Source organism: Lelliottia sp. EB106-05-01-XG201 (genome assembly GCF_058791735.1).
On record NZ_JBYTDV010000001.1, the window covers coordinates 1,678,868 to 1,699,680 of the forward strand.

A 20,813-nucleotide genomic window follows, 5' to 3' on the forward strand; every position below is an offset into this window, starting at 1 on the left:
GCGGGGCCTGGTCGGGTTATGCTGTGAGGACAACAAAAGGAGCGACGATGTACACCCTGAACTGGCAACCCCCCTACGACTGGCAATGGATGTTTGGCTTTCTCGGCGCGCGTGCGGTCACGGGCGTGGAAACCGTCACTGACGAGTATTACGAGCGCAGTTTCACCTGCGAGGGTCATCAGGGGCTGTTTCGCGTCACGCCGGTCGAGGCACTTTGTACCCTGCAGGTGACGCTCAGCGACGGGCTGATTCCAGTGGCCGATATCTGTCTGGCGCGTATCGAACGCCTGTTCGATCTGACCTGCGATCCGCAGCAGATTGCCACGACGCTCGGTGAGCTGGGTGCGGCGCGTCCGGGCTTGCGATTGCCGGGGGCGATGGATGCTTACGAGCAGGGCGTGCGGGCGATCCTCGGGCAGCTGGTGAGCGTGGCGATGGCCGCAAAACTGGCGGCACGCGTGGTGGCCCTGTGCGGTGAACCGCTGAAAGATTTCCCGGAGTACACCTGTTTCCCGACGCCTGCCGCGCTGGCAGCCGCCGATCCGCTGGCGCTCAAGGCGCTGGGGATGCCGGTCAAGCGCGCGGAGTCGCTGATTCATCTTGCGCAGTCGGTGGTCGACGGCACTTTTCCGCTCCAGCCGCCGGAAGATATTGAAGGGGGAATGAAGGCGCTACAGGCGCGACCGGGGATCGGGCGCTGGACGGCGAACTACTTAGCCCTGCGCGGCTGGCAGGCGAAGGATGTGTTTCTGCCGGACGATTATCTGATTAAACAGCGCTTCGCCGGCATGACACCGGCGCAGATCCGCAACTATGCTCAGCGCTGGCAGCCGTGGCGTTCCTACGCGCTTCTTCACATCTGGTACACCGATGGCTGGACACCGTCAGTTGATAGCGAAGTAGCTGGTATTCAGCAGTAGCTCCAGCGGCTGCGGCTCGGCGATGGAATCCCCGTAGATAAAGTCGATACCAATCCCTGAGAGGGTGTCCATCATCAGCGGCTGATTGCTCGGCCCGGCAATGGTTTTCATCCCCAGCCGCTGGGCGTGGCCCTGGATAATGGTCACCATCATTTCGTCCATCAGATTGCCGTGAACGTTGGTCACCAGCTCTGGGTCAAGCAGCAGATAATCCGCCATGTGCGCGCTGAGATGGTTGAAGATATCCATATCACGCCCGACGTGGCTCAGCACAATCCGACATCCCGCCTGGCGCAGTTTCTGCAGCCCGTCCTGAATGTTAGCCTCCTGGTTTTGCAGGGTTTCGACCGGGATCACCAGATGCAGCAGACGCCCCGGCAGCGGGCTTTTCTCCAGCAAATCGAGCAGTTCATTCACCAGCGTCGCGCTGGAGAGCCCTTCCGGTGAGAGCGGCAGCGCCACGCCCATCCCTTTACTGGCAACCTGACCCGCAAAGGCGCGGAAAAATTCCTGGAAAATACGACGGTCGAGGGCATGGAGCAGATCCGGCTCAGCCAGACCTGAACGGAACGCGTGTTCCTCCAGCACTTCGCCCTGACTGGTCCACAGACGCAGGGAGACCAGCCAGAAGTTGCTGGCTTCCGGAATGCGCGGTGAGGCGACGCTGCGGCCAATCATCAGCAGGTGATTGTCTTTGATCATGTGCCACTGTTCATCGAGGGACATCATGCTGCGCGCGCTGTGAATTCTCTCCTGCTGCGGCTCGTACACCGTCACCACGCCGCGGCCATTATTCTTCGAGGCGTAGCAGGCGATATCCGCCTGAGACATCACATCGGCGGCCTGGCTGTTGCTGTCATCAATCAGCGTAATCCCGGCGCTGGCCCCAATGCGGTGCAGACGACCTTCCCACATAAAGTGGTAATCGTTGATGGCGTGAATAATTCGGCCCGCGATATAGCGCGCGCTCTCGACGTTACAGTCCGGCAGCAGCAGGCCAAACTCGTCGCCGCCCAGACGGGCCAGCACGTCGCTGGAGCGCAACATGCTCAGCATCAGGGACGACAGCTCACGCAGCAGGGCGTCGCCCGCCGCGTGGCCTGCGGTGTCATTCACCGCCTTGAAGCGGTCGAGATCGATAAACACCAGCGCGTGGCGTTGATGGGTGTCATGCACGGTTTGCAGCAGGCGCTTGAGGTGGCTCTCGAAACTGACGCGGTTCGCCAGATGGGTGAGGGCGTCGTGAGAGGCACTGTAGCTCAGCTGGCGCAGCATTTTACGCGATTCGGTGACGTCCTGAATGACCAGCACCGAGCCGATATTCTGCCCGTCGAGGGTGCTGAGCGGCGTGATGCTGTAGTGAATATCAAAGGTGCCGCTGTTACGGCTGTGCAGGACCACGTCCTGATTGATGTCGGAGCGTGACATATCGCCGCTGTGAATATTTTCCATCGGCGGGCCGTTCTCACCGAAGGTAATGTGCAGCACGTTGAGGATCGGCTGGCCCATTGCCTCCTGCTGTGTCCAGCCGCTCATCTTCTCGGCGACCGGGTTCATAAAGGTGACGTGCATGTCGACATCGGTGCAGAGCACCGCTTCCCCGATGGAGTCGAGGGTGATATGCAGACGCTCTTTTTCCTGGAACAGGGCTTCGTTAAGTTCCTTAACTTCGGTCATGTCCATATTAATGCCGAGCAGGCGCTCGACTTCGCCCTGCTTGTTGAGCACCCGGTTCGCCAGAGAGCGAATATGGCGCACGCCCTCTTTGACGCGAATGCGGAACTCCAGCTTAAAGGGCACGCGCGCCATCAGGGAGTCGCGGATAACCTGTTCGGCCTGCTCGCGATCTTCCGGAATAATGCTCTCATGCCAGAGCTGCCAGGTCGGTTTGATGTGCGCCGGGATCTCGTACATCTCGAACATCCGTTTATCCCAGCTGATCACATCTGGCTGCAAATCCCACTCCCAGATGCCAATCCCGCCCGCTTCGTTTGCCAGCGTAATGCGCTCCATCAGACGCTTATTCACCCATTCGGTGTGCTTGAGGTCGTTGATGTCTTCAATCTGGGCGATGAAATAGAGCGGGGAACCGTCCGTATGGCGCACCACGGAAACCGTCAGCAGCGCCCAGACCACCTCGCCGCTGCGGGTGTAGTAGCGCTTCTCCATCGAGTAGCTGTTGATATCGCCGCGAACCAGCTCTTCCAGGCTCTCAAGATCGTTGTTTAAATCTTCCGGCCAGGTCAGCTGCTGGAAGGTGAGGGCCTGCAGCTCGGGCTGCGAATAGCCGAGGAACTGACAGAGTGCTTTGTTGGCCTGTAGCCACTGGCCTTCAATGCCCACCAGCGCCATGCCGATGGCGGAATATTCCATCGCATTACGAAAACGTTCTTCGCTCTCGGTAATGTGTTTGCGCTCGGCGCGAAACGCGTACATCACCATGGTCATTACGTTCGCGGGCAGGAGCATCATCAGGAACGGCAACCACGGCGCGTTGAGCATCACGCCGGTATTCTGAGCGGTCATCAGCGTCGGTTGGGTCGCAATCATCAGCGACACCATCATCACCGTCACCAGGAAGACGAGGAAGGCTTCCATCCGCGGCAGGCGCACGGCGCTCCACATCAGCAGCACAATCACGCAGGTAAACGGCCAGGGCAGGAAGGTGATCGCCACCCAGCACAGCACCAGCGTCACGGCCATGGTGAGCAGCGTTTCGAGTAACAGTTTGGGATTGCGGTGACGAAGTAAGTAGTGCGGTTTAAACAGCAGACCAAGCGGGACCAGCGCCAGCGCGCCGATGGATTCGGATAACACCCAGACCAGGAAGTTACGCACCGGCTCGGCGCTCGGGACCAGCAGCCAGGCCAGAATACCGCCCAGAATCGGCGGGATCACCGCGCTGCCAATCGCCAGCCGTATCCAGTCGCCAAGATTTTTTAAGGGGTTGTACCAGGGCAGGAGTTTACGCAGCAGCAGCGCGCCGACGCACGCTTCAATCACGTTGATTGCTGTATACCAGAAGCTCAGCGTCTCCCAGGAGAACAGCATCCACGAGGCAAAAACATTGCCGAACGAGCAGGCGAGGGCGATGCCTGGCCACATCTTCCCGGCGTGGCGATAAAACGCGACCATCATGATGGAGGTCGGGAACCACAGCGGTGCCAGTAACGTTCCGAAACGCGTCAGTTCGAGCGAGAAAAGGGTAAAGATAAAGGTAACCAGACCAAGACTGACAAGCCGTAGTAAAGGATGTGGGGTAGTCACCAAAACACGTTGGTATTGTTTATTCATTACCGCTTTATCCAGAGACGCCATGCTGCCAGGAACCAGGTCCGCACGAGTGAGAATTTTAATTTGGATTATGCTAGTACAAACAATTTACAATTCATATGCTGACTGCTCATAATTTGTCATCATAGAGTTATTAAATACTTAGTCTGCAGAAATTTCATGTTTAACGCTGTAAAAGTGACCGTTTAAATTTGGGTCAGGGCCAAAAGATGTATTTGGAATGACTCTCGCATTACCTGCGCTTTCGACTAGTATCAGACACACGAAATCCCTATAATTGCCGCGTTTGACGCTCCGGCGTCGTCCTTCCTTTACATCCAGGTTAATCAGGTCGCTAAATTTATGACTGATAAGTCTCATCAGTGCGTCATCATAGGCATCGCCGGCGCATCAGCTTCAGGTAAAAGTCTTATTGCCAGTACGCTTTATCGCGAACTGCGTGAACAAGTTGGTGATGAGCACATCGGCGTCATTCCCGAAGACAGCTACTATAAAGATCAATCCCATCTGTCGATGGAAGAACGCGTAAAAACGAATTACGACCATCCTAATGCCATGGATCACAGCCTGCTGTTCCAGCATTTGCAAATGATCAAAAGCGGCACCCCTATTGACCTGCCGGTCTATAGCTATGTCGACCACACCCGTACGGCAGAGACGATTCACATTGAACCGAAAAAGGTCATCATTCTGGAAGGCATTCTGCTGCTGACCGACGCGCGTTTGCGCGAAGCGATGAACTTCTCGATTTTCGTCGACACGCCGCTGGATATCTGCCTGATGCGCCGTATTAAGCGCGACGTCAACGAGCGCGGGCGTTCGATGGATTCGGTGATGGCACAATATCAGAAGACGGTGCGTCCGATGTTCCTGCAGTTTATCGAGCCGTCTAAACAGTACGCCGATATCATCGTGCCGCGCGGGGGTAAAAACCGCATTGCTATCGATATCCTGAAAGCGAAAATCAGCCAGTTTTTTGAATAATTCGCGCGAATTGTGTACCGTTCAGAGATAACCGGGTTTGCCCCGAAGCCGCTGCGGCCTTGGGGTTTGATGCACGAAAGGAGAAAGTGTCATGCGTCTTTGTGACCGAGATATAGAAGCCTGGCTGGATGAAGGGCGTCTGTCTATCACCCCGCGTCCGCCAGTGGAACGCATTAACGGCGTCACCGTCGATGTGCGTCTGGGCAATAAATTCCGTACTTTTAGCGGCCACACCGCCCCCTTTATTGATTTGAGCGGGCCGAAAGACGAAGTCAGCGCGGCGCTCGATCGCGTGATGAGCGATGAAATCGTGCTGGCCGAAGGCGATGCGTTCTACCTGCATCCGGGCGAGCTGGCGCTGGCGGTGACCTATGAGTCCGTTACGCTGCCTGCCGATCTGGTCGGCTGGCTCGATGGCCGCTCTTCTCTGGCGCGTCTGGGCCTGATGGTGCACGTCACCGCGCACCGTATCGATCCCGGCTGGTCCGGCCGTATCGTGCTCGAGTTCTTCAATGCCGGAAAACTGCCGCTGGCCCTGCGCCCTGGTATGATGATCGGTGCGCTGAGCTTCGAGCCGCTTACCGGCCCGGCGGATCGCCCTTACAACCGCCGTCAGGACGCGAAATATCGCGACCAGCAGGGCGCGGTTGCCAGTCGTATCGATAAAGACTGATTTTAGGCTTCACTGAGGATGCCATGAGAAGAGTTCTGACAACGCTGATGATTTTGCTGGTGGTGCTGGTTGCTGGCCTTTCAGCGTTGGTTCTGCTGGTTAACCCTAATGATTTCCGCGCCTACATGGTGCGGCAGGTCGAAGTGCGAAGCGGGTATGAACTGAAGCTGGATGGACCCCTGCGCTGGCACGTCTGGCCGCAGCTCAGCATTCTTTCCGGTCGGATGTCGCTGACCGCGCCGAGCGCGACGGCTCCGGTGGTCGCCGCCGACAACATGCGCCTCGACGTGGCCTTGATGCCGCTGCTGTCGCATCAGCTCCAGGTGCGACAGGTGATGCTCAAAGGCGCGGTGATTCAGCTGACGCCGCAAACCGAAGCCGTCCGCAAGCCGGATGCGCCCGTGGCGCCGCGCGCCAACTCCCTTCCTGATGTGCCGGAAGACGCTGGCTGGTCGTTTGATATCGCCAGTCTGAAAGTCGCGGACAGCGTGCTGGTGTTCCAGCATGAGGACGACGATCAGGTCACCGTGCGCAACATCAATCTGAAGATGGAGCAGGACGAAAACCATCTGGCGACGGTCGATTTCTCAGGCCGCATTAATCGCAATCAGCGCGATTTGATCTTGTCGCTGAATGGCAATGTCAATGCGTCTGACTACCCGCATCAGCTCACCGCCGATATTCAACAGCTCAACTGGCAGTTCTCCGGCGCCGATCTCCCGACTCAGGGGATCACTGGGCAGGGCACGCTTCAGGCCCTGTGGCATGAAGAGCAAAAGCAGCTAGAGCTGAACAATCTCAACCTGCAGGCCAATGACAGTACCCTGAAAGGGCGCGCCAGCGTCATTTTGAGCGAACAGCCGAAGTGGGTGTTTGATCTGCAGTTCGACAAACTCAATCTGGAAAATCTGCTGCCACAGCCGGTCACCGCGAAAGAGGGCGATGCGTCCCAGCCGTCCTCGCCGCCGAAGCAGACGCGACCGGTTATCGCGACCAGCGCCGATGCACCAGACTACAACGGCCTGCGCAGCTTTACCGCCGATGTTCTGCTGAAAGCCAATACGGTGCGCTGGCGGGGAATCGATTTCACTAACGTCAGCAGCCAAATGCTCAACCACAACGGCCTGCTGGTCATTTCCGACCTGAGCGGCCAGATGGGCGCGGGGCATATTTCTCTGCCGGGCATGCTGGATGTGCGCAAGGATATGGCGAAAGCCGAATTCCAGCCGCGTCTTGAGAACATCGAGATCGGCACCATCCTGAAAGCCTTCAATTACCCGATTGCCCTGACCGGCAATCTGACCATGGCGGGAGATTTCTCCGGCGATAAGATTGATGCCGACGCGTTCCGTCGCAGCTGGCAGGGGCAGGCGCACGTCGATCTGGCCAATAGCCGCATGGAAGGCCTCAACTTCCAGCAGCTGGTGCAGCAGGCCGTGGAGCGAAGCAGCAACATCAAAGCGAAAGAGAGCTACGACAGCGCGACGCGCCTCGACAGCTTCACGACCGATATGACGCTGGATAACGGTCAGCTCACGCTGGACGATATGCAGGGGCAATCCTCGATGCTTGCCATCTCAGGCAAAGGGACGATGGATCTGGTCCAGGAGACGACCGATACGCGCTTCAACGTCCGCGTCGTGTCGGGCTGGGAAGGGGAAGGTCCGCTGGTTGATCTCCTGAAAGAGACCGCGATTCCGCTGAACGTGTATGGTAAATGGCAGGAGCTGAACTATAGCCTGCAGGTTGACCAGATTCTGCGTAAGCATCTGCAGGATGAGGCGAAACGCCGGTTGAATGAGTGGGCGGATAAGAATAAGGATTCGCAGAACAGTAAGGATGTGAAGAAGCTTTTAGATAAGCTTTAAGGTTTAGCGTTGCTCTTTCTCTGAACTCCTTTTGAGAAGCAGTGGAATCGTTCCGTTCACTTCCGGTTCTCTGCTTCCTGCTAATTTCTCTGCGGTGAACGTGTTAAGGGGGCTACCGCCGCCCCCTTAACAATCCCGGCTCCCGGCCAGGAAAATCGCCGCTTCGCGGTGCCCTCAGCTTATTCCTTGCGGCTTTCGGGTCGGGCGCGATCCTGCATCCATGCAGGTCGCACCCTCTCGGCGCTTCCCTGCGCCTCGACCCGGCCTCCAGGAAACGCTTCGGCGATTTTCAGCCGGACTCACGATCCCTCAACCTTCTCAGCCGTCTGAATGTGGCACCGATGTGGGTCCCCGCAGAAATCGGCGAACCGGAGGCCGGATGACAAGGGCTGGACGCCAGGGATGGCGGCCAGAGGCGAAACGAGACAGGACAAAATTGCCGGGAGCAATTTTGAACAGCGCTTGCGCTGGCCCCGTAGGGGCGAGTCCCATGGATGGGACGAGTAATCACGAGTCGAGCCGACCGCGGGCAGCAGGCCGGGAGGTGAGCGCAGTGCGAAGCACCGATTTCATGGCGGGGCGCGGGGATTGACAAGGGGCCCGCGCAGGCCCCTTGTCACGTTCACAGGTGATAAAGCGATTATATTCTGCTGAACATAAGGTGAACGGAATAACCTCTAATGTTTAAAAAGCCTGTACTACTTCCGCGCGAATCAAACCTCAAAATCCAAATCATCCTCCCCGCGCAGCGGAATCAACTGCACCTTCTGCACCCGATGACTCTCCACCTGCAGCGTCTTCAGCACATAATCCCCCACCTGAACCTCTTCGCCCGGCTGTGGAATGCGCTGTAAATATTCCATCAGCAAACCGGCAATGGTGTGGTATTCCCGCTTCTCATCCAGCGGCAGCGGAACGTACTGCACCAGGTCTTCCAGCGGCATATGGCCATTGGCGGTCCAGGAACCATCGGCATTTTTCTGGATGTCGTGGCGGGCGTCGATCTCGTCTACTTCGTTCGGCAGGTTACCGGCGATGGTCTCCATCACATCACTCAGTGTTACCAGCCCTTCCACGGAACCAAACTCATCTACCACAAATGCAAAGTGGGTGCGCGCATTGCGGAACTGTTCGAGCGCCGAGAGCAGCGGCAGAGTTTCCGGGAACACCAGCGGCTGGCGGATCAGCGCGCGTAAATCCAGCGGCTCACCGCGCAGGGATTGCTGCAGCAGGTCGATGACGTGCACCACGCCGAGCAAATCTTCCTCTTCTTCGCCGCCGGTCACCACCACGCGGGTGTGCTGGTTTTTATCCAGCAGGGCGCGGATCTGCGCTTCTGGCGAGTTCAGGTCGATATGTTCAATATCGTGGCGTGAGGTCATGATGCTGCTCACCGAGCGCTGGTTAAGATTCAGCACCCGCTCAATCATCCGCCGCTCCTGCGGGTTAAAGATCTGACTGTCGTCGTGGTCGGCCAGCAGTGATGCCGATTCCGCATCGAGCTCGGCGTCCTCTTTTTTCCCGCTGAGCAGGCGCAGAACGGTTTCCGCTGTGCGCTGGCGCAAAGTCTGATTGGCAGACAGGAACCGGCGACGGTTGAAAATCGCCAGCTGGTTCAGGGATTCAATAATCACCGAGAAACCAATCGCTGCGTACAGATAGCCTTTCGGAATATGGAAGCCAAAGCCGTCCGCGACCAGGCTAAAGCCGATCATCAGCAGGAAGCTCAGACACAAAATCACAATCGTCGGGTGGCTGTTCACAAAGCGCGTCAGGGCTTTGCTCGCCATCACCATTAGCGTGATCGCAATGATCACCGCCGCCATCATCACCGGCAGGTGGTCGACCATCCCGACGGCGGTAATCACCGAGTCCAGCGAGAAGACCGCGTCCAGCACCACGATCTGCGCGACGACGGGCCAGAACTTCGCGCCGCGCCGCTGGGTGGGGTTCTCGCTGTCTTTCCCCTCCAGCCGCTCGTTCAGCTCCACCGTGGCTTTGAACAGCAGGAACAGCCCGCCGAACAGCATGATCACATCCCGCGCGCTAAAGCTCAGATCGTGGAAAGAGAAGAGGGGAGCGGTCAGCGTCACCAGCCAGGAGATCGAGGCCAGCAGTAAAAGACGCATCACCATCGCCAGCAGCAAACCGGTTACGCGTGCGCGGTCGCGCTGCGCCGGGGGCAGTTTTTCGGCGAGGATGGCAATAAAGACCAGGTTATCAATGCCGAGGACTAATTCGATGACGACCAGCGTCACCAGCCCGGCCCAGATTGATGGATCGGCAATCCATTCCATAGTAATAGCAGTACCTCTGAAGATATGACATTTGTCACACTTCGATCATGGATAAAGCGGACGAAAATTGCAATGGCCGCTTGAGATTTCTCTTAATGAGCGACAGGGAAATATCGCTGGCGAATAACCTTATTATTTCTATATGAAAGTTAAATTATCTGTTTACTGGTATATTTAGGAAATATCGCATGCGGTGTTTTGACTCCCTAATTTGTCAATATAAAGAAATTCCTAAAACCATAAAACTTTGCGCTTAATATTATTCTTAAAAACCAATATTAGGACGGTTGTCTCCTTGCCTGCTATTAGGTTAGCTGCAACAATTCTCCAGGCATCAAATGTTAAATCTTCTTGCTGCTATTTATGTGACGGTCTTAAGAGCGGTCATTCATTACCGCTCAGGCATTGAAAATGCCGGATATATTTATCCCATAAGACTTATCTAAGAGGGTGTCTATCCATAACACATTGTTTCGTCAGTGGATTGGTAACTGAAAGCCAAGGGCGGTAGCGTGCCTGAAAGCGTGTGAATCAGCCTCGATTATTCTGTCAATAGCCAATGGATGAATAAGCGTTTTTTAGGACTGATGCCAGTTATATTTCTTTTTTATTAACTGCATTCTGATTGTCCAAACAATCCGCGTTTATTTAAATTGCACAGGATAATTACTCTGCCAAAGTGATAAATAATCAATGATGAAATCCAAAATGAAATTGATGCCATTATTGGTGTCTGTGACCTTGATGAGTGGTTGTACGGTCTTTCCCGGCAGCAATATGTCGACAATGGGCAAGGATGTGATCAAGCAACAGGATGCTGATTTTGATCTCGACAAAATGGTGAATGTTTACCCATTAACGCCGCGCATCGTCGAGCAATTACGTCCGCGCCCGAATGTGGCGCAGCCGAATATGTCTCTGGACCAGGAGATTGCCTCCTATGAATACCGCGTGGGGCCGGGCGACGTCGTCAGCGTCACCGTCTGGGATCACCCGGAACTCACCACGCCTGCCGGGCAATATCGTAGCTCCAGCGACACCGGTAACTGGGTGCAGCCCGATGGCACCATGTTCTATCCCTACATCGGCAAAGTCCACGTGGTGGGCAAAACCCTCGCAGAAATTCGTAGTGATATTACCGGCCGCTTAGCGCAGTACATCGCTGATCCGCAGGTGGACGTTAATATCGCCGCATTCCGCTCGCAGAAAGCCTACGTCTCCGGCCAGGTGAATAAGTCGGGCCAGCAGGCGATCACCAACGTGCCGCTGACCATTCTCGACGCCATCAACACCGCGGGCGGCTTAACGGATGCGGCCGACTGGCGCAACGTGGTGCTGACGCACAACGGTAAAGAGGAGCGCATCTCGCTCCAGGCGCTGATGCAGAACGGCGATTTGAGCCAGAACCGTCTGCTCTATCCGGGCGACATTCTGTTTGTCCCACGCAATGACGATCTGAAAGTGTTCGTGATGGGCGAAGTGAAAAAACAGAGCACGCTCAAGATGGACTTCAGCGGCATGACCCTGACCGAAGCGCTGGGCAATGCGGAAGGTCTGGACCTGACGGCGTCGAACGCCAGCGGCATCTTCGTGATCCGTCCGCTGAAAGGCGAGGGCAGCGCGAAAGGCAAGATCGCCAACATCTACCAGCTGGATATGTCCGATGCGACCTCTCTGGTCATGGCGACCGAGTTCCGTCTCCAGCCATACGATGTGGTCTACGTCACTACCGCCCCAGTCACACGCTGGAACCGTCTGATCAACCAGTTGCTGCCAACCATCAGTGGCGTTCGCTACATGACGGACACGGCGCGCGACATTCATACCTGGTAACCCGCGATGTTTAACAAAATTCTGGTGGTGTGCGTGGGGAACATTTGCCGTTCCCCCACGGCTGAACGGTTGCTGAGAGCGTATCAGCCCGACCTTATCGTTGACTCCGCAGGGCTGGGAGCGCTGGTGGGTAAAGGGGCGGATGAGCGCGCAACGAGCGTGGCAAAGGAGCACAACCTCTCTCTGGCCGGGCATTTTGCCCGCCAGGTCTCTGGCCGGATGTGCCGGGAATACGACCTGATCCTGGCGATGGAAAAACGTCACATCAACGCGCTGTGCGAAATCGCACCAGAGATGCGCGGGAAAGTGATGCTGTTTGGTCACTGGGACAGCGAACGTGAAATTCCCGATCCGTATCGCAAGAGCCGTGAGGCATTTGAGGCGGTTTATACCTTACTAGACCAGTCTGCCCAACAGTGGGCGCAGGCACTGAAAGTTCAGCAGGGATAACAATGACAGAAAAAACAAAACCTTCTGCCGCCCCGATCTCGGGCAGTGATGAAATTGATATTGGTCGTCTGGTCGGGACGATTGTCGAGGCGCGCTGGTGGGTGCTGGGCATTACGGCGGTTTTTGCTCTCGCCGCGGTGATCTACACCCTGTTCGCCACGCCTATCTATAGCGCCGATGCGCTGGTGCAAATCGAGCAGAACTCCGGCAATTCACTGGTGCAGGACATCGGCTCGGCGCTGGCGAATAAGCCCCCGGCGTCGGATGCGGAAATCCAGCTGATCCAGTCTCGCATGGTGCTCGGTAAAACCGTGGACGATCTCGATCTCGACATCGCCGTCACCAAAAATACCTTCCCGGTGTTTGGCGCGGGCTGGGACCGTCTGATGGGCCGTCAAAACGACACCGTCAAAGTCACCAGCTTTACCCTGCCAAAAGGCACGGCAGATCAGGTTTTCACTCTGACCGTGCTTAACCCTAAGCAGTACGAACTGAAAAGCGATGCCGGTTTTAGCGCCCGCGGCGAAGTGGGGCAGATGCTTTCCAAAAACGGCGTCAGCATGATGGTCAGCGCCATTCAGGCGGCGGACGGCGGGGAGTTTACCGTCAGCAAATTCTCGACGCTCGGGATGATCAACAACCTGCAAAACAATCTGACCGTCACCGAGAACGGCAAAGACACGGGCGTGCTGAGCCTGAGCTTTACCGGTGAAGATAAGGAGATGATCCGCAACGTTCTGAACAGCATCACCCGCAACTACCTTGAGCAGAACGTGGAGCGTAAATCGGAAGAGGCGGCGAAAAGCCTTGCGTTCCTCGCCAGACAGCTGCCGGAAGTGCGCACCCGACTGGACGATGCGGAAAACAAGCTTAACGCCTATCGCCAGCAGAAAGACTCCGTCGATCTGCCGCTGGAGGCCAAATCGGTGCTCGACTCGATGGTCAACATCGACGCGCAGCTGAACGAACTGACCTTTAAAGAAGCGGAAATTTCCAAGCTCTACACCAAACGCCACCCGGCGTACCGCACGCTGCTGGAGAAACGCCAGGCGCTGGAAGATGAGAAATCCAAACTCAACAACCGCGTGACGGCGATGCCGAAAACTCAGCAGGAAATTGTGCGTCTGACGCGCGATGTGGAGTCCGGCCAGCAGGTGTATATGCAGCTGCTGAACAAGCAGCAGGAGCTGAAAATCACCGAAGCCAGTACCGTCGGCGACGTGCGTATCGTTGACCCGGCCATCACTCAGCCCGGCGTGCTGAAGCCGAAGAAAGCGCTGATTATTCTCGGCAGCATTATTCTCGGCCTGATGCTCTCTATCGTTGGCGTGCTGCTGCGCTCCCTGTTCAACCGCGGTATCGAAAGCCCGCAGGTGCTGGAAGAGAACGGCATCAGCGTGTACGCCAGTATTCCGCTGTCGGAATGGCAGAAATCGCGCGATAGCGTCAAAACGGTCAAAGGGATCAAACGTTACAAACAGAGCCAACTGCTGGCGGTGGGTAACCCGACGGATCTGGCGATTGAAGCGGTGCGTAGCCTGCGTACCAGCCTGCACTTCGCCATGATGCAGGCGAAAAACAACGTCCTGATGCTCACCGGGGTCAGCCCGTCGATCGGGAAAACCTTCGTCTGTGCCAACCTCGCGGCGGTGATCAGCCAGACCAACAAGCGCGTGCTGCTGATCGACTGCGATATGCGTAAGGGCTACACCCACGAGCTGCTTGGCACCAACAACGTCAACGGCCTGTCGGAAATCCTGCTCGGGAAAGGGGAGATCAGCCAGAGCGCCAAGCCGACATCGATCACCAACTTCGACCTCGTCCCGCGCGGTCAGGTGCCGCCGAACCCGTCTGAACTGCTGATGAGCGAGCGCTTCACTCAGCTGGTGAAATGGGCGAGCGAACACTATGACCTGGTGCTGATCGATACCCCGCCAATTCTGGCCGTCACCGACGCCGCGATTGTCGGTCGCCACGCCGGGACCACGCTGATGGTGGCGCGCTACGCGGTGAACACCCTGAAAGAGGTGGAAACCAGCCTGAGCCGCTTCGAGCAGAACGGCATCGAGGTGAAAGGGGTTATTCTGAACTCCATCTTCCGCCGCGCGACCGGATACCAGGATTACGGGTATTACGAGTACGAATATAAGTCTGACAGTAAATAATCGTTTTCCCTCACCCTAACCCTCTCCCAGAGGGAGAGGGAACTCAATCCCCCTCTCCCGTGGGAGAGGGCAGGGGTGAGGGCAACAAGCCATCCGGGGAATAAAATGACAACACCACGCCCTTTGATCTCCATCTATATGCCGACCTGGAATCGCCAGCAGCTGGCGATCCGCGCGATTAAATCGGTTTTACGTCAGGACTACGACCACTGGGAATTGATCATCGTCGACGACTGCTCCTCCTCTTACGAGCAGCTGCAAAAATTCGTTACCGAGCTGAACGACCCGCGCGTGATGTACACCCATAACGCCATGAATTCCGGGGCCTGCGCGGTGCGCAATCAGGCGATTTTGCAGGCCAAAGGGGAGTTTCTCACCGGCATCGATGACGATGATGAATGGACGCCCAACCGTCTGTCGATCTTCCTGTCGCACAAACAGCAGCTGGTGACCCACGCGTTTCTGTACGCCAACGACTATGTCTGCCAGGGCGAAGTCTATTCGCAACCGGCCAGCCTGCCGCTGTACCCGAAATCGCCGTACTCGCGCCGTCTGTTTTTCAAGCGCAATATCATCGGCAACCAGGTCTTTACCTGGGCGTGGCGCTTCAAAGAGTGCCTGTTCGATACAGAACTGAAAGCGGCGCAGGACTACGACATCTTCCTGCGCATGGTGATGGAGTACGGTGAGCCGTGGAAAGTGGATGACGCCACGCAGATCCTGCACATCAATCACGGCGAAATGCAGATCACCTCGTCGCCGAAAAAATTCTCCGGCTACTTCCACTTTTACCGCAAACACAAAGACAAATTCGACCGTGCCAGCCGGAAGTATCAGCTGTTTACCCTGTATCAGATCCGCAATAAACGCATGAACTGGCGCACGCTGCTGACGCTCTTTTCCGTGCGCAACACCAAGCGTCTGGCCGACGGGCTTCGGGGGAAATAATGATTCTGGAAGATTGTCGCGCGAACAGCTGGAGCCTGCGCCCGTGCTGTATGGTTCTGGCCTACCGGGTCGCGCATTTCTGCTCCGTCTGGCGCAAAAAAAATGTGCTTAATAATCTCTGGGCGGCACCGGTTCTGGTGCTGTACCGCATCATCACCGAGTGTCTGTTTGGCTACGAAATCCAGGCGGCGGCGACCATCGGACGCCGTTTCACCATTCACCACGGCTACGCCATCGTTATCAATAAATTCGTGGTCGTGGGTGACGATTTCACTGTTCGCCACGGCGTCACCATCGGCAACCGTGGCCCGGAAAGTCTGGCCTGCCCGGTGATTGGCAACAACGTCGAGCTGGGCGCGAACGTGGTGATGATTGGCGATATTACCGTCGGCAATAACGTCACTATCGGCGCGGGCAGCGTGGTGCTGGACAGCATCCCGGATAACGCCCTGGTCGTCGGTGAAAAAGCCCGTGTGAAGGTCATCAAATGAATATTCTGCAATTTAACGTCCGTCTCGCAGAGGGCGGGGCGGCCGGTGTGGCGCTGGATCTGCATCAGCGCGCGCTGCAAAAAGGGTTACAGTCCCGCTTTGTCTACGGTTACGGCAAGGGCGGCAAGAAAAGTGTCAGCCACGATAATTACCCGCACGTTCTCAAGCAGACCCCGCGTCTGACCTCGATTGCCAACATCGCGCTGTTCCGTCTGTTCAACCGCGATCTGTTTGGCAATCTCAATAACTTGTACCGCACCGTGACGCGGAGCGAAGGGCCGGTGGTTCTCCATTTCCATGTTCTGCACAGCTACTGGCTGAAACTGGAAGAGGTGGTCGCCTTCTGTGAAAACGTGCTGGCGCATAAGCCGGACACCACGTTTGTCTGGACGCTGCACGATCACTGGAGCGTCACCGGACGCTGCGCTTTCACCGACGGCTGTGAAGGCTGGAAAACGAACTGTCAGAAATGCCCGACCCTCGCCAACTATCCGCCGGTGAAAGTGGATCGCGCCCATCAGCTGGTGGCGGGGAAGCGTCAGCTGTTCCGCGACATGCTGGCGCTGGGCTGCCACTTTATCTCCCCGAGCCAGCACGTGGCGGACGCGTTTAACAGTCTGTACGGGGCGGGCCGCTGCAAAATCATCAATAACGGTATCGATGTGGCGACGGAAGAGATTCTGGCGGAACTGACGCCGGTGGCTGTCACGCCGGGCAAACCGAAAATCGCGGTGGTCGCCCACGACCTGCGCTACGACGGCAAAACCAACCAGCAGCTGGTGCGCGACATAATGGCGCTGGGCGACAAAATCGAGCTGCACACCTTCGGTAAGTTCTCGCCGTTTGAAGGGCCGAACGTGATTAACCACGGTTTCGAAACCGATAAACGCAAGCTGATGAGCGCCCTGAACGGCATGGACGGACTGGTGTTCAGCTCGCGGGTGGATAACTATCCGCTGATTTTGTGCGAAGCGCTCTCCATTGGCGTGCCGGTGATTGCCACCCACAGCGACGCCGCGCGCGAAGTGCTGGAAAAATCCGGCGGGAAAACCTTCAGCGAGCACGAGGTGCTGCCGCTGGTGCAACGGCCAAAAGCCGAGATCGCGCAGGCTGTTTTTAACACCAGCCTGGAATCGTTCCGCAACCGCAGCCGCAAGGCCTACAGCGGTGAACAGATGCTGGAGGAGTATGTCTCGTTCTATCAGAATCTGTAGTTACCTGCTGCTGCCGCTGATCTATCTGCTGGTTAACGTCAAAATTGCCCAACTGGGCGAAAGCTTCCCGATTACCATCGTCACCTTCTTACCGCTGTTGCTGCTGTTGTATGTCGAGAAGATCAGCGTTAAGAAGCTGATGATTGCCTTAGGGCTGGGTTTTGGCTTAACGGCATTTAACTACATTTTTGGTCAGTCGCTGGATGCCAGCAAGTACGTCACCTCCACCATGTTATTTGTCTATATCGTGATTATTATTGGCATGGTCTGGAGTATTCGCTTTAAAACAATTTCTCCGCACAATTATCGGAAAATCCTTAGGTTCTTTTATATTGCCGTTGCGTTCATTGTCTTGCTGGCTGCGATGGAAATGGCGCAAATTATTTTGACCGGCGGCAGTAGCCTGATGGAGATGATTTCGAAATATCTGATTTACAGTAATAGCTATGTTCTGAACTTCATTAAGTTCGGCGGCAAACGAACCACGGCGCTCTATTTTGAACCGGCGTTTTTTGCTCTGGCACTAATCTCAATTTGGCTCAGCATCAAACAGTTTGGTATCAAAACGCCTAAGACCGATGCTATGATTCTTGCAGGGATTGTGCTGTCAGGTTCTTTCTCTGGGGTAATGACATTTATCTTGTTTTACCTGCTGGAATGGGCCTTTCAGTACCTGAATAAAGATGCGATTAAGAAAAAACTACCCTTAGCCATTATTTCGCTAACCGTATTTTTAGTGGGTATTGTTTTTGCCTTCCCCTACATCGCCACCCGTCTCGGTGATTTAGGAACGGAAGGGTCGTCATCTTATTATCGCATTATTGGTCCGCTGGTGATGGTTGGGTATTCTTTAACCCATATTGATGGCGTCGTCAGATTTGGCTCACTTTACGAATATGTTGCATCATTCGGAATCTTTAACGGTGCGGATGTCGGTAAAACCATAGACAATGGTCTGTATCTGTTAATTATTTACTTTTCCTGGTTCGCGGTGCTGTTAACAGCCTGGTACCTGTTTAAAGTGTTCAAAATGATGATTAACGCATTTGGTGATAATCAGAATTATCGTGTTCAGCTTTATCTTTTTACGCCGGTGTCGCTGTTTTTTACCGGGTCAATATTTAGCCCGGAATATGCATTCTTAATTGTCTGCCCGTTTATTTTGCGCAAAGCGCTGAATATTACGCGCGTATGACGAAATGAGGTGATTTATGTTTCTTAGCGTTATTACTGTCGCCTTTCGCAATCACGACGGGGTGGTAAAAACCTGGCGCTCGCTGCGCAATCTGGCACGCGATCCGAGCCTCACTTTTGAATGGATTGTGGTGGACGGCGGTTCCAACGACGGCACGGCAGAGTTTCTGGAAAAACTCAACGGTGAGTTCAACTTACGTTACATCAGCGAGAAAGATAAAGGCATTTACGATGCGATGAACAAAGGCATCGAGATGGCGCAAGGACGCTATGCAATCTTCCTGAATTCCGGCGATGTGTTTCATGAGGACGTGGCGCTGTTTGCCCGTCAGCTGTCTCGTCAGAAAGACGACGCGATGTTTATCGGCGATGCGCTGCTGGATTTCGGCGATGGTAATAAAATTCGTCGAAGCGCCAAAAGCGGCTGGTATATCTACCACAGTTTACCCGCCAGCCATCAGGCGATTTTCTTCCCGACGACAGGGCTGAAAAAACATCCCTACGATTTGCAATATAAAGTGTCATCCGATTATGCCCTGGCCGCCAGTCTGTATAAATCAGGTTATCCGTTCCGCCGGATTAAAGGGCTGGTGTCGGAATTCTCGATGGGCGGTGTGTCAACCTCGAATAATCTGGAATTATGCCAGGATGCAAAAAAAGTGCAGCGCAATATATTACGCGTGCCGGGCTTCTGGGCGGAATTGTCCTATTTATTACGCCTGAGAACGACGGGCAAAACGAAAGCCTTATATAACAAAGCCTGAATATAAGGACATGTGATGCAGGATCTCAGTGGTTTTACCGTCCCGAAAGGTTTTCGCGGTGGAAATGGAATTAAGGTGCAGCTGTGGTGGGCCGTGCAGGCAACATTATTTGCCTGGTCTCCGCAGGTGCTGTATCGCTGGCGCGCCTTTTTACTGCGTTTATTTGGCGCAAAAATTGGCAAAAATGTGGTGATTCGTCCGTCAGTCAAAATTACCTATCCCTGGAAATTAACCCTCGGGGATTATGCCTGGGTGGGCGATGACGCGGTGTTATATACCCTGGGCGAGATTACCATCGGTGCAAATTCTGTGGTGTCGCAGAAGTGTTATTTGTGTACCGGCAGTCACGATTTTATGAGTCAGCATTTTGATATTAACGCCACGCCAATTGTGATTGGTGAAAAATGCTGGCTGGCAACAGATGTCTTTGTTGCGCCTGGCGTTTCTGTTGGTGATGGCACGGTTATTGGTGCCCGCAGCAGCGTTTTTAAATCGCTACCGGCAAATAAGATTTGCCGTGGCAACCCCGCAGTGGTGATACGCGAACGCGTTGAAACTGAATAATTTCTGAGATAAGTACAGAGGAAAATAAACATGTCAAAAGTCGCTCTCATCACCGGCGTTACCGGGCAGGATGGTTCTTATCTGGCGGAGTTTCTGCTGGAAAAAGGTTACGAAGTTCACGGCATCAAACGTCGTGCCTCTTCGTTCAACACCGAGCGTGTGGACCACATCTATCAGGATCCGCATGCTGCAAACCCGAAATTCCACCTGCACTACGGCGACCTGACCGACAGCTCCAACCTGACCCGTATCCTGCAGGAAGTGCAGCCGGATGAAGTGTACAACCTGGGCGCCATGAGCCACGTGGCAGTCTCCTTCGAATCCCCGGAATACACCGCAGACGTCGATGGCATGGGCACCCTGCGCCTGCTGGAAGCCATTCGCTTCCTCGGTCTGGAAAAGAAAACCCGTTTCTACCAGGCATCCACCTCTGAGCTGTACGGCCTGGTGCAGGAAATCCCACAGAAAGAGACCACGCCGTTCTACCCGCGCTCTCCGTATGCAGTCGCCAAACTGTACGCCTACTGGATCACCGTGAACTACCGCGAATCCTACGGCATGTACGCCTGTAACGGCATTCTGTTCAACCACGAGTCCCCACGTCGTGGCGAAACCTTCGTGACACGTAAAATCACCCGCGCGATCGCCAACATCGCTCAGGGCCTGGAATCCTGCCTGCACCTCGGCAATATGGACTCCCTGCGTGACTGGGGCCATGCGAAAGACTACGTGAAAATGCAGTGGATGATGCTGCAGCAGGACAACCCGGAAGACTTCGTGATCGCCACCGGCGTGCAGTACTCCGTGCGTCAGTTCGTTGAGATGGCGGCGGCACAGCTGGGTATCAAACTGCGCTTCGAAGGCACCGGCGTTGAAGAGCGCGGCGTGGTGGTGTCTGTCACCGGTCATGATGCCCCAGGCGTGAAACCAGGCGATGTGATTGTCCAGGTTGACCCGCGCTACTTCCGTCCTGCGGAAGTGGAAACCCTGCTCGGCGACCCGACCAAAGCGCACGAAAAACTGGGCTGGAAACCGGAAATCACTCTCCAGGAGATGGTCTCTGAAATGGTTGCCCACGATCTCGAAGCAGCGAAAAAACACTCCCTGCTGAAGTCCCATGGCTACGAGGTTGCCATCGCGCTGGAGTCCTGAGT

At 55.5% G+C, this 20,813-nt stretch carries 16 protein-coding genes; 14 read left to right on the forward strand and 2 right to left on the reverse strand.

Annotation, left to right across the window (positions count from 1 at the left end; translation table 11 throughout):
- Nucleotides 1-47: 47 nt before the first annotated feature.
- The gene (alkA, locus tag AC3WS9_RS07795; protein WP_492487637.1) at nucleotides 48-920 is read left to right on the forward strand and encodes a DNA-3-methyladenine glycosylase 2; all 873 of its coding nucleotides are present in this window, start codon (nucleotides 48-50) and stop codon (nucleotides 918-920) included.
- Here alkA and AC3WS9_RS07800 read toward each other — a convergent pair.
- The gene (locus AC3WS9_RS07800) at nucleotides 885-4,214 is read right to left on the reverse strand and encodes a diguanylate cyclase (RefSeq protein ID WP_492487639.1); all 3,330 of its coding nucleotides are present in this window, start codon (nucleotides 4,212-4,214) and stop codon (nucleotides 885-887) included. The genes alkA and AC3WS9_RS07800 overlap by 36 nt on opposite strands.
- Nucleotides 4,215-4,556: 342 nt before the next feature.
- Between AC3WS9_RS07800 and udk the strand changes: the two genes are divergently transcribed.
- From udk to asmA, 3 genes are all read left to right on the forward strand, one after another.
- A complete protein-coding gene (gene udk / locus AC3WS9_RS07805; protein WP_282495024.1) occupies nucleotides 4,557-5,198 on the forward strand; it encodes a uridine kinase in 642 nt (213 codons plus the stop codon).
- Between the two features lie 91 nt (nucleotides 5,199-5,289).
- A complete protein-coding gene (gene dcd, locus AC3WS9_RS07810; RefSeq protein WP_282495023.1) occupies nucleotides 5,290-5,871 on the forward strand; it encodes a dCTP deaminase in 582 nt (193 codons plus the stop codon).
- 23 nt (nucleotides 5,872-5,894) lie between these two features.
- Nucleotides 5,895-7,739: an outer membrane assembly protein AsmA gene (gene asmA / locus AC3WS9_RS07815; RefSeq protein ID WP_492487641.1), complete on the forward strand. Its 1,845-nt coding sequence runs from the start codon at nucleotides 5,895-5,897 to the stop codon at nucleotides 7,737-7,739.
- A gap of 713 nt (nucleotides 7,740-8,452) precedes the next feature.
- Here asmA and AC3WS9_RS07820 read toward each other — a convergent pair.
- Entirely contained in the window at nucleotides 8,453-10,036 is a 1,584-nt protein-coding gene (locus AC3WS9_RS07820) for a TerC family protein (protein ID WP_282493953.1), read from the reverse strand.
- Between the two features lie 693 nt (nucleotides 10,037-10,729).
- Between AC3WS9_RS07820 and AC3WS9_RS07825 the strand changes: the two genes are divergently transcribed.
- The 10 genes from AC3WS9_RS07825 (at nucleotide 10,730) to gmd (ending at nucleotide 20,811) form a co-directional block, all read left to right on the forward strand.
- On the forward strand, nucleotides 10,730-11,869 hold the full coding sequence (locus tag AC3WS9_RS07825; RefSeq protein WP_282493954.1) for a polysaccharide export protein: 1,140 nt from the start codon (nucleotides 10,730-10,732) through the stop codon (nucleotides 11,867-11,869).
- A 6-nt stretch (nucleotides 11,870-11,875) separates the two neighbouring features.
- The gene (wzb, locus tag AC3WS9_RS07830; RefSeq protein ID WP_285144101.1) at nucleotides 11,876-12,319 is read left to right on the forward strand and encodes a low molecular weight protein-tyrosine-phosphatase Wzb; all 444 of its coding nucleotides are present in this window, start codon (nucleotides 11,876-11,878) and stop codon (nucleotides 12,317-12,319) included.
- A gap of 2 nt (nucleotides 12,320-12,321) precedes the next feature.
- Nucleotides 12,322-14,484 (forward strand): tyrosine-protein kinase Wzc, encoded by a 2,163-nt coding sequence (gene wzc / locus AC3WS9_RS07835; RefSeq protein ID WP_285144102.1) that lies wholly within the window; start codon nucleotides 12,322-12,324, stop codon nucleotides 14,482-14,484.
- A 105-nt stretch (nucleotides 14,485-14,589) separates the two neighbouring features.
- Nucleotides 14,590-15,432: a colanic acid biosynthesis glycosyltransferase WcaA gene (wcaA, locus tag AC3WS9_RS07840; protein ID WP_285149345.1), complete on the forward strand. Its 843-nt coding sequence runs from the start codon at nucleotides 14,590-14,592 to the stop codon at nucleotides 15,430-15,432.
- A 2-nt stretch (nucleotides 15,433-15,434) separates the two neighbouring features.
- Nucleotides 15,435-15,923, forward strand: a complete 489-nt coding sequence (wcaB, locus tag AC3WS9_RS07845) for a colanic acid biosynthesis acetyltransferase WcaB (RefSeq protein ID WP_285155142.1) — start codon at nucleotides 15,435-15,437, stop codon at nucleotides 15,921-15,923.
- On the forward strand, nucleotides 15,920-17,137 hold the full coding sequence (gene wcaC / locus AC3WS9_RS07850; RefSeq protein WP_492487645.1) for a colanic acid biosynthesis glycosyltransferase WcaC: 1,218 nt from the start codon (nucleotides 15,920-15,922) through the stop codon (nucleotides 17,135-17,137). Before wcaB ends, wcaC begins: the two co-directional genes overlap by 4 nt.
- Nucleotides 17,112-18,332: a colanic acid polymerase WcaD gene (gene wcaD / locus AC3WS9_RS07855; RefSeq protein WP_492487647.1), complete on the forward strand. Its 1,221-nt coding sequence runs from the start codon at nucleotides 17,112-17,114 to the stop codon at nucleotides 18,330-18,332. The genes wcaC and wcaD overlap by 26 nt, the downstream gene beginning before the upstream one ends.
- Before the next feature lie 16 nt (nucleotides 18,333-18,348).
- Entirely contained in the window at nucleotides 18,349-19,095 is a 747-nt protein-coding gene (wcaE, locus tag AC3WS9_RS07860; protein WP_492487649.1) for a colanic acid biosynthesis glycosyltransferase WcaE, read from the forward strand.
- A 15-nt stretch (nucleotides 19,096-19,110) separates the two neighbouring features.
- A complete protein-coding gene (gene wcaF / locus AC3WS9_RS07865; RefSeq protein WP_103949801.1) occupies nucleotides 19,111-19,659 on the forward strand; it encodes a colanic acid biosynthesis acetyltransferase WcaF in 549 nt (182 codons plus the stop codon).
- A 30-nt stretch (nucleotides 19,660-19,689) separates the two neighbouring features.
- Entirely contained in the window at nucleotides 19,690-20,811 is a 1,122-nt protein-coding gene (gene gmd, locus AC3WS9_RS07870; RefSeq protein ID WP_282493962.1) for a GDP-mannose 4,6-dehydratase, read from the forward strand.
- The last annotated feature ends 2 nt before the right edge of the window (nucleotides 20,812-20,813 follow it).

What these genes read in the sequence shown, in the direction of transcription:
- alkA (WP_492487637.1), top strand. Translation starts at nt 48, where the DNA reads ATGTACACCCTGAACTGGCAACCCCCCTACGACTGGCAATGGATGTTT.
- AC3WS9_RS07800 (WP_492487639.1), bottom strand. Translation starts at nt 4,214, where the DNA reads ATGAATAAACAATACCAACGTGTTTTGGTGACTACCCCACATCCTTTA.
- udk (WP_282495024.1), top strand. Translation starts at nt 4,557, where the DNA reads ATGACTGATAAGTCTCATCAGTGCGTCATCATAGGCATCGCCGGCGCA.
- dcd (WP_282495023.1), top strand. Translation starts at nt 5,290, where the DNA reads ATGCGTCTTTGTGACCGAGATATAGAAGCCTGGCTGGATGAAGGGCGT.
- asmA (WP_492487641.1), top strand. Translation starts at nt 5,895, where the DNA reads ATGAGAAGAGTTCTGACAACGCTGATGATTTTGCTGGTGGTGCTGGTT.
- AC3WS9_RS07820 (WP_282493953.1), bottom strand. Translation starts at nt 10,036, where the DNA reads ATGGAATGGATTGCCGATCCATCAATCTGGGCCGGGCTGGTGACGCTG.
- AC3WS9_RS07825 (WP_282493954.1), top strand. Translation starts at nt 10,730, where the DNA reads ATGATGAAATCCAAAATGAAATTGATGCCATTATTGGTGTCTGTGACC.
- wzb (WP_285144101.1), top strand. Translation starts at nt 11,876, where the DNA reads ATGTTTAACAAAATTCTGGTGGTGTGCGTGGGGAACATTTGCCGTTCC.
- wzc (WP_285144102.1), top strand. Translation starts at nt 12,322, where the DNA reads ATGACAGAAAAAACAAAACCTTCTGCCGCCCCGATCTCGGGCAGTGAT.
- wcaA (WP_285149345.1), top strand. Translation starts at nt 14,590, where the DNA reads ATGACAACACCACGCCCTTTGATCTCCATCTATATGCCGACCTGGAAT.
- wcaC (WP_492487645.1), top strand. Translation starts at nt 15,920, where the DNA reads ATGAATATTCTGCAATTTAACGTCCGTCTCGCAGAGGGCGGGGCGGCC.
- wcaD (WP_492487647.1), top strand. Translation starts at nt 17,112, where the DNA reads ATGTCTCGTTCTATCAGAATCTGTAGTTACCTGCTGCTGCCGCTGATC.
- wcaE (WP_492487649.1), top strand. Translation starts at nt 18,349, where the DNA reads ATGTTTCTTAGCGTTATTACTGTCGCCTTTCGCAATCACGACGGGGTG.
- wcaF (WP_103949801.1), top strand. Translation starts at nt 19,111, where the DNA reads ATGCAGGATCTCAGTGGTTTTACCGTCCCGAAAGGTTTTCGCGGTGGA.
- gmd (WP_282493962.1), top strand. Translation starts at nt 19,690, where the DNA reads ATGTCAAAAGTCGCTCTCATCACCGGCGTTACCGGGCAGGATGGTTCT.